We start from the raw sequence: 7,942 nt of genomic DNA, 5'->3' as shown, positions 1-7,942 counted from the left end.
CGCGTCCAGGTTGTCTCTGCTCATCGCCATAACCGCTATTGCCATCGCCCTCATCTGCCGTGCTGCAGCCCAGCTCATGGGACACAAATACCCCGCCCGGAAGAAGCACGGATACTGCTCGAAATCCTGGTTCCGGACCGGCTTCGATGAGGTCCGACGATGGATGCGGTCCGGTCCCGAAACGCCTCTCGTCGCCCGAAATCTCGTCGTCCCGAGACGGCTGCGGGTGGGAGTCGTGTAGTCTGCCTCGAGCGACAGGATGACGATCAAACCGTCGAGTTGATACCCGTTGCGCCGTGAGAGCGCGCGATACCGGACAGGGCATCCATCGCATCGAGGGCGAGCCGTTTATTTTTCTCCGGCGCGAAATTCCGCCGCGTGGACCAGTGCGCCCCAGCGCTCACCGGGAAAAAAACCGAGCGGAGCCGCATCGCAGTTGGCGATGAAATTGCGGGCGTCGGAGAGACGTTGTTCTTCGGACATGAAGATTTCCGTGTCTGAAGGGTCAGCCTATGGCCGGGGCCGATGTCCTCCTGCCTTTGTCATTTATTCCCGGCGTGTCTTTTGGGCCGGCCATCCAATCCCCTCTCGTGAAGGGCCGGATTGCGGCAGACGGCGCTGAGAGCACCATGCGGCCTCCGGTGCCGTCATGTGCGATGACGGCTGGGGAATCGTTCCTCAGTGAAGCAGCAGGCCGGCCCCACCCCCTTGGCCGGCGCCGGGGAGGCATGCGCAGGTAGTGACTGGGGAGAAGTGCAGAACGTCCTTCCCGGCCGTCGAAGAGCCGCGCAGAGAGATCCGGAGGGCGACGCACACTCCGCATGGTCCGACCCTATGCCTGATGCGCCCGCCTTCGGTGGGCGTCGCAGACCTTTTCGCTGGACCACCGTTCTTATCTATTTTCCCGTCCTGGAGGCCCAAGGGGACAGCATGGAAGGGTTCCGCTTTTGCGCGGATAGAGACGTCTCTGCACAGGGTGCTTCCAGCAAGAAGACCACAGGATCGGAAGGACTTGATGATGTGACCGCCGACCGACGGCATCGGCGGGCCAAGGCGGGTCTGCAGCGGCCTGTACAGGAGAGCGGCCAAGTCGGAGATTATCGCAGTCGGGGGTGGGCACATCATCAACACCGGCGCCCTTCAGCCTTCCCCACCAAGAGGTCCAAGTTGCCGTTGCCGAGCAACAGAGCCCGTTCGGGCCGGATGCCGCCGCGGCTTTCGGACGTCTCAGCAACGGCGGCAGCCTTGTGGTTTAGCGGTAGATTGACGTGAGAAGCTCAAGGTCGCTGCCGACTGCGCCACGGTACATGCCTTCGCAATTGAAGGGCATCGCGATGTGGCCGGCTGCATCGATGGCAATCACGCCCCCCGAGCCGTCGTTCGGCGCGAGGTCATGCATGACCACATGCTCCGCCGCCTGTTCGACAGATTCTCCGAGATGTCGCATGCGCGCGCTTATCTCGGCCGCAGCGGTCCATCGTGTGAAGATTTCGCCGTGCCCCGTGCCGGACACGGCGCAGGTCGCGTCGTCGGCATACGTGCCCGCCCCGATCAGGGGGGAATCCCCGACACGTCCGGGCGACTTGGCGGTCATGCCGCCGGTGGAAGTCGCGGCCGCGAGGTGGCCATCGCGATCGCGGGCCACCGCCCCGACAGTGCCGTGGCGGCGGGCGGGATCGTCGTTCTCCTCACCCTTCGCACGCATTTCGAGCGTCTCCTGAAGGGCATCCCAGCGCCCTTGCGTGAAGAAATAGGCCTCCTCTTCGAACGGCAGGCCGGCCCCGCGCGCCACGCGCAGCGCATTTTCACCGATCAGCATGACATGCTCCGTCCGCTCCATGACTGCGCGGGCGGCGCGGATGGGGTTGCGGGGCCCGAAGAGACCGGCGACGGCGCCGGCGCGACGGTCGGCACCGCTCATGACGGCGGCGTCCATCTCCTGCTTGCCGTCAGCGGTGAAGACGGCGCCGCGGCCGGCGTTGAAAAGCGGCTCGTCCTCCAGCACGCAGACCGCGGCCGTCGCGGCGTCGAGCGCGGAACCGCCCTCCTCGAGGATGACTTGCCCGGCCTCGAGCGCACGCGCGAGGCCGGCGTGGTAAGCGGCCTCCAGCTCGGGCGTCATCTTCGACTTCAGGATGGTTCCGGCACCGCCATGGACGGCAAGAGCGTAGGTCATGTCTTTCCTTTCATTTCCGCCGCGCGGGCACAGTGGCGCGCGACATCTGCGTGAGTGGCCACCCAGCAATCCCCCTTCGCGGCGATTCGCGCGAGGAGTTCTTCGAGGATGAACATGCGGCTTCGATACCCGATGACATGCGGGTGCATGGTCAGGAGGAACAATCCGCCCTCGGCATAGGCACCCTCGAACTCGCGCGTGAAGATGTCGAGGACGGCTTCGGGCGGGGTGTAGGGGCGCTGTGCGCCGAAGCGGTTCATCATGAAGTAGACGGCGTCGTCACGGATCCACTCCACGGGCAGTTCGACGATCCCGGTCGGTTCGCCGTCGGCGACGATCTCATAGGGATCGTCATCGGCAAACAGCGAACTATCGTAGAGGAGGCCAAGCTCGCGCGCGATGGACAGCGTGTGGGGGCTGTAATCCCAGGACGGCGTACGCATCCCGACCGGCCGCACGCCCGTGATCTGCGCGATCGTATCCGAGGCCCGGAACATCAGGTCCCGCTCCGTCGCGGCATCGAGGCGGGAATTCACCTCGTGGATCCAGCCATGCAGACCGATCTCGTGGCCGTCCTGCGTCAGTTCACGCTGCTCCTCGGGGTGGAGGAGACCGGAGACGGCCGGGACGAAGAAGCTCGCCTTGTAGCCGTGACGGTCGAGGGCGGCGCGGATGCGCGGGATGCCGCGGCGGGCGCCGAATTCACCCCAGGACAGGCGTGCGGGCGACAGGCCCCCGTCGCGCAGTTCGTTGGTCTCGTGGTCGCTGTCGAATGACAGCGCCACGGCACAGCGCGCCCCGCCCGGCCATGCGGCGGGCTTGAGGTTGCGACCGGCGCGGACCTGGTTCACGAGATTGCGCCAGGTCACCTCATCCCATTCATGCGGTTGGGTCATGCATGTCCTCCATCCACGGACAGGATTTGCCCCGTGATCCAGCTTGCGCGGTCGGAGGCGAGGAACGTCACCGCATCCGCGATATCTTCCGACCGGCCGAGGCGGCGCATGTGGATGCCCTGCACGATCTGCTTCTGCCGCGTCTCGCCGAATGCCTCCCATTGGCGTTCGGTCGCGGGGTTCGACAGGATGAAACCCGGCGCCACGGAATTCACGGTCACACCGTGCGGACCGAACTCCAGCGCAAGCTGCCGGGTCAGCCCCACCAGCGCATGCTTGGCCGCGGCATAGGCCTGAATGCCGGTGAGGCTTGGCCGCAAGCCCGCGCCGGAAGATATCGTGACGATGCGCCCCCAGCCGCGCGCCTTCATGCCGGGAGCTGCGGCCTGCGCGCACCACATCGCGGCATCGACATTGGCGGCGAAGATGGCGCGCCAATCGTCCTCCGAGATCTCCTCGATGGGACGACCGGCCTGCCCCCGAACCCCGCCAGCGGCCGTCACGAGACCATCGATGCGGCCGTGCCGGGCCTCGACGGCAGCGATGGCGGCATGCGCGCCGTCGCGAGTTCCGAGGTTGCCGGTATGCGTCGTGGCAAGATCCTGCAAACGGGTGAGGCCGTCCGCGTCGATGTCGATGGCGGCCACGGTCGCGCCGGCCTCGGCCAGCGACGCGGCGATGGCGGCGCCGATACCCTGCGCGGCGCCGGTGACGACGAAGACGTGATTGTCGAGGCTCAGCTGCACAGGGGCACCATCAGGTCGACGAGATCCGGCGATTGCTTTCGCCGGCCCGCCTCGATGTCGTGGATCAGCTCGACCATGCGCGCCAGTGTCGGCGTCGCGTCGCCGTGCTTTTGCCCGAGCGCCACCAGCAGACCAACCTGCGCGTCCACCTCGGTGCGCCGCTTGCGCACGGCGAGGTCGCGCCAGATGCCGGAATGGGTCTTGGCAGTGTGGCGGTTGTGTTCGACCATCGCGTCGAGCGATGCGGCCATACCGGCGCGGTCGGCGGCAAGGAATGCATCGGGATCGAAACCGTTGAAGCCGAGCGGCCGGATGTTCTGCGCGGCGGCAAGGCGCATGACCTCATGCCCCAGCGCCTCGTAGACCGGGCGGTGTTCGGGGCGGGCCATGGCGTGCGACATCGAAAGGGGCGTGAGGGCGGTCGCGAAAAGCAGGGCACCGTAGCCGAGCTTGCCCCACAGGTAGCCCCAGATGTTGTCGGTAAGCACCGCGTCGGGCTCGACGACGCGGAGCAGCGCGTGAACCTCGCGCGTCCGATCCCCGGTCCGTCCGTCCAGTTCGCCCACCGCCACGGCGGCGCGGTTCCCGTAGAGGATGCGGCCGGGCTCCAGCCAGTCGGCGCCGTAATTGACGAAGCAGCCGACCGTATTCTGTGGACCAATGCGCTCGGCAATGGCGATCTCGTTCAGGCCATTTTGGGCCGATACCACGAAGCCGCCGGGCGCGAGATGCGGGACCAGCATGTCGAGTGCGCCTTCGGTGTGGTGCGCCTTGACCGCCAGGATGATGCGGGAAAACCGGCCCTCCAGCTCGGCGGGCGTGCTGGAGGGCAGCACTTGCGTGAACGCCTCCACCGGCCCCTCGATCGCGAGCCCCCGCTGACGCATGACGTGGACGTGGTCTTCGACGATATCGACCATGTGGACGGTATGACCGGCCCGGGCGAGGTAGGCGCCGAGAATGCCGCCGATGGCCCCCGCCCCCCAGATCAGGATCGGCTCGGTCATGTCCAGTCGCCCTGGAGCATGTCGCGCGTCTCTTCGACGGCGATGGACCAGAGGCGTTCGGTGTCGGCGTCGGGCTTCATGTAGACGCCGCCGTAATTGCCGTCGCCGATCAATTCGCGAACGCCTGCGGCATTGCGGTCGCGCAGCCGATCGAAGGGCACGAACGGCTTCTGCTCCGACGGCAGGTCGCGGCCGGGGAGACGGGTCCAAGGGAAGTTCTCCATCCACGACGCATGAGACGCGACCGGATCGATCTCCTGCACGCAGGTCCAGGTCTTCGGCGCCTTCCACCAATCGTGGAAACGGCAGCGCGCCCCCTCATGCGCCTCCATCCATTCCATCGTGACAGGCTGGACCGGGCAGTTGCCGCCGTGGCCGTTGACGATCAGGACGCGGCGAAAACCGGTGGCGTAGAGGCTGTCGAGAATGTCGCGGACGAACGCGGCATAGGTGGCGAGCTTAAGCGAAACGGTGCCGGGGAATGCCATGAAGTACGGCGTGAGACCGTAAGCGACGGCGGGAAAGACCGGCACGCCCAAGGGTTCGGCGGCGTCGGCCGCGACCTTTTCCGACAGGATCGAATCCACCGACAGGGAGAGATACGCGTGCTGCTCCGTCGAGCCGAGCGGCAGCACACAGCGGTCGTCGTTCTCCAGGTACTTCTCGACTTCGAACCAGTTGGCCTGTGAAATTCTCAAGATGCCCGTCCCTCTTGTTCTCGGGTCCGACCGCGGCAGGCATCGATGGCCGGCAGAAGATCGGTTTCAATGGAGTTGCTGTCCGGCGTGTGCCGGTACTCGATGGCCTTCTGCCGGGAATTCAGACCGCTCCGCAGGTCTTCGGCACCCGTGGAGTGAATGAGCACGTCGACGCGCGCCAGAAGAGACGGAAGATCGTCATCGTCGCGGACCGCGCCGGTCACGTGGGTGACGTGCGGGGCGAAGCGCATGATGCCGGCGCGCATGGCGGGCAGGAATTCCGGAAAATGCGAGACCGCCGCGACTTGAGCCAGTGGCGGGATCCCGGCGAGGGCGACCCGCGTCGCCTCCTTCGGGATAAGCGTAACTCCGACGACCGGAAGTTTCGGGAAAAGCGCCTGTGCCTCGACCCGAAGCGTCCGGGGGGCGACGACGAGGCCGACCCCCTCCACCCGCTGCGTCGCCATCTGCTCCGTCGTGCGAGCGATGATCTCGTCGCCGGGACGGAGGTATTGCCGGATATCTTCGGCATAGGCCTCGGTGGCGTCGTGGAACGTACCGATCATCAGGATGCGCACATGTTCCTGGCGCGTCGAAGCCGTCGAGACGCGGTAGGTCAGCTCCGCCCGCGACAGTCCCGCCTCCTGCCCGAGGCGCACGAGCTCGGCGATCCCCCGCTCGACCTCCCGAAGCGACTTCGCTTGCTGGTGAGAGACGCCGTCATCGGCGACGAAGGTCCCCGTTCCCACGCGCCCATGGACGTGCCCTGCCTCTTGCAGGGCCGCGTAGACATTGTTCACGGTGACGGGCGAGACGCCGAGATGGCCGGCAAGCCGCCGCACCGACGGCAATCGTGTGCCGGGCGGAATGTCACCGGATGCGATTCCGTATTCCAGCGCGCCGCGCAGCTGGACGGAAACCGGCACCGAGGAGGTCCTGTCGAGCGCGCGCGCGAGGCGCGCAAAGGTGTTATCGGGGTCCGCCCGTTCAGTGCCCATACCGTATCAATGCAGAATAACAATTCAGCACTCAAGCACGATCTTCTGGCGCCGCTTACGGCCGAAGCCGAATATTTTCGACCATGGGTTGACGGACCGGCGAAGATGCCGCCGTAGTGTGACATGAAGGTGTAACACAAAACGGGAGGGGAAGATGCTTAGACAGACACTCAGGACGGGCATTGCCGCAATGGCACTGCTGGCCGCGGCACCGGCCGCCTTTGGGCAGGAACTGGTCGTCGGCCTGCGCGCAGGTCCCGACTCGATCGACCCGCACTGGTCGACGCTCGGGAGTCAGGCCGAAGCACTGCGCCACGTATTCGACACGCTGGTCGATGTGGACGAGACGTTGCAGCTCAAGCCGGGCCTCGCGGTCAGCTGGGAAGCTGTTGGCTGTCACTGAGAACTGACCCGGCATTGTCACCGAAATCTGACCCGCCCGGTAGTTATGGTTGTTGGTTCATGATGGGGTCAATGGTGCTGTCTCCTTCCGTTTCTTCTTCGCTGTCTCGGAGCTTGCCTTGAAGCGGTAGCTGTCGTTGCCGGTCTCCAAGATGTGGCAGCGATGGGTGAGGCGATCGAGCAAGGCTGTGGTCATCTTGGCATCACCGAAGACGCTCGCCCACTCGCTGAAGCTCAGGTTGGTGGTGATGACCACGCTGGTGCGCTCGTATAGTTTGCTAACCCGCATAATTCACGAGAAGGCGGCGGAGGTGGCGTAACCGTCTAAAACTCTGTATTTATTGGTTATCGACGCCAAAGATTCAGATTTCAGCAGGACGACCTCCGCCATGACCCAGTCTACGTGCTCCACGCCCCGCCTGTCACGCCTTAACGGTAAGCCGGTCCTACTCGGGTTTGACGGCGCCGACATGAGCTCCGACGCCGGCCTGACCCTGCTGCGCGAGATCGAGCGCAGGGCGGGTCTGGCGCAGCGGCTCGCAGATTGCCTGCACGATCCGCGTGACCCGGCGAAAGTTCAGCATAGCCTGTGCGACATCATCCGGTTCCGGATCATGATGATCGCGGCGGGATATGAAGACGGCAATGACGCGACCGCCCTGCGGTACGATCCCAGCTTCAGGATCGCGCTGGAGCGTGGCCCGGAAACAGGGCCGGCCTTGTGTTCGCAGCCAACGATCTCTCGCATGGAAAACCTGCCCGACGCCCGCGCCCTGATCCGCATGGGCCGCGAGATGGTCCGGTTCTACTGCCACTCGTTTGCGCGCCCCCCAAGCCGGATCGTGCTCGATATCGATGATACCTTTGACGCGGTGCATGGCCACCAGCAGCTGCGCCTGTTCAATGCGTTCTACGACGAGTTCGGCTTCCAGCCGATCGTCGTCTTCGACGGCGAAGGCCGGCTCGTCGGGACACTGCTGCGCCCGGCCCGCCGCCCCAATGGGGCCGAGAGCGCGGCC

At 65.6% G+C, this 7,942-nt stretch carries 9 protein-coding genes and 2 pseudogenes; 3 read left to right on the top strand and 8 right to left on the bottom strand.

Features of this window, described 5'->3' with window-relative positions:
• Positions 1-241, top strand: a pseudogene (locus tag JSE7799_RS21180) (hypothetical protein); the annotation flags it as partial.
• A 107-nt stretch (positions 242-348) separates the two neighbouring features.
• On the opposite strand, the gene JSE7799_RS22090 reads toward JSE7799_RS21180, so the two are convergent.
• The 7 genes from JSE7799_RS22090 to JSE7799_RS18380 all read right to left on the bottom strand — a co-directional run bounded on the left by JSE7799_RS22090 (position 349) and on the right by JSE7799_RS18380 (position 6,521).
• Positions 349-483, bottom strand: a complete 135-nt coding sequence (locus tag JSE7799_RS22090; protein WP_275934905.1) for a hypothetical protein — start codon at positions 481-483, stop codon at positions 349-351.
• 769 nt (positions 484-1,252) lie between these two features.
• Entirely contained in the window at positions 1,253-2,176 is a 924-nt protein-coding gene (locus JSE7799_RS18405; protein ID WP_055664920.1) for an isoaspartyl peptidase/L-asparaginase family protein, read from the bottom strand.
• Positions 2,173-3,072 (bottom strand): polysaccharide deacetylase family protein, encoded by a 900-nt coding sequence (locus JSE7799_RS18400; protein WP_055664919.1) that lies wholly within the window; start codon positions 3,070-3,072, stop codon positions 2,173-2,175. The genes JSE7799_RS18405 and JSE7799_RS18400 overlap by 4 nt, the downstream gene beginning before the upstream one ends.
• Complete coding sequence (locus JSE7799_RS18395; RefSeq protein ID WP_055664918.1) at positions 3,069-3,818, bottom strand: SDR family NAD(P)-dependent oxidoreductase; 750 nt, start codon at positions 3,816-3,818, stop codon at positions 3,069-3,071. Before JSE7799_RS18395 ends, JSE7799_RS18400 begins: the two co-directional genes overlap by 4 nt.
• Positions 3,809-4,825 (bottom strand): ketopantoate reductase family protein, encoded by a 1,017-nt coding sequence (locus tag JSE7799_RS18390; protein ID WP_055664917.1) that lies wholly within the window; start codon positions 4,823-4,825, stop codon positions 3,809-3,811. Before JSE7799_RS18390 ends, JSE7799_RS18395 begins: the two co-directional genes overlap by 10 nt.
• Entirely contained in the window at positions 4,822-5,523 is a 702-nt protein-coding gene (locus JSE7799_RS18385; protein ID WP_055664916.1) for a creatininase family protein, read from the bottom strand. The genes JSE7799_RS18390 and JSE7799_RS18385 overlap by 4 nt, the downstream gene beginning before the upstream one ends.
• Positions 5,520-6,521, bottom strand: a complete 1,002-nt coding sequence (locus tag JSE7799_RS18380) for a GntR family transcriptional regulator (RefSeq protein ID WP_055664915.1) — start codon at positions 6,519-6,521, stop codon at positions 5,520-5,522. Before JSE7799_RS18380 ends, JSE7799_RS18385 begins: the two co-directional genes overlap by 4 nt.
• A 154-nt stretch (positions 6,522-6,675) precedes the next feature.
• Between JSE7799_RS18380 and JSE7799_RS18375 the strand changes: the two genes are divergently transcribed.
• Positions 6,676-6,924, top strand: a complete 249-nt coding sequence (locus JSE7799_RS18375; RefSeq protein WP_245624936.1) for a hypothetical protein — start codon at positions 6,676-6,678, stop codon at positions 6,922-6,924.
• A 57-nt stretch (positions 6,925-6,981) separates the two neighbouring features.
• On the opposite strand, the pseudogene JSE7799_RS18370 reads toward JSE7799_RS18375, so the two are convergent.
• Positions 6,982-7,206: pseudogene (locus JSE7799_RS18370) on the bottom strand (ATP-binding protein); the annotation flags it as partial.
• 106 nt (positions 7,207-7,312) lie between these two features.
• Between JSE7799_RS18370 and JSE7799_RS18365 the strand changes: the two are divergent.
• Positions 7,313-7,942: transposase (locus JSE7799_RS18365; protein WP_186202007.1), on the top strand; the 630-nt coding region annotated here is incomplete at its 3' end.

The sequence above is a fragment of the Jannaschia seosinensis genome (genome assembly GCF_001408515.1).
GTDB lineage: Bacteria > Pseudomonadota > Alphaproteobacteria > Rhodobacterales > Rhodobacteraceae > Jannaschia > Jannaschia seosinensis.
The sequence above is the reverse complement of the archived record's forward strand: the minus strand, read 5'-3'. Positions and strand labels throughout refer to the sequence as shown.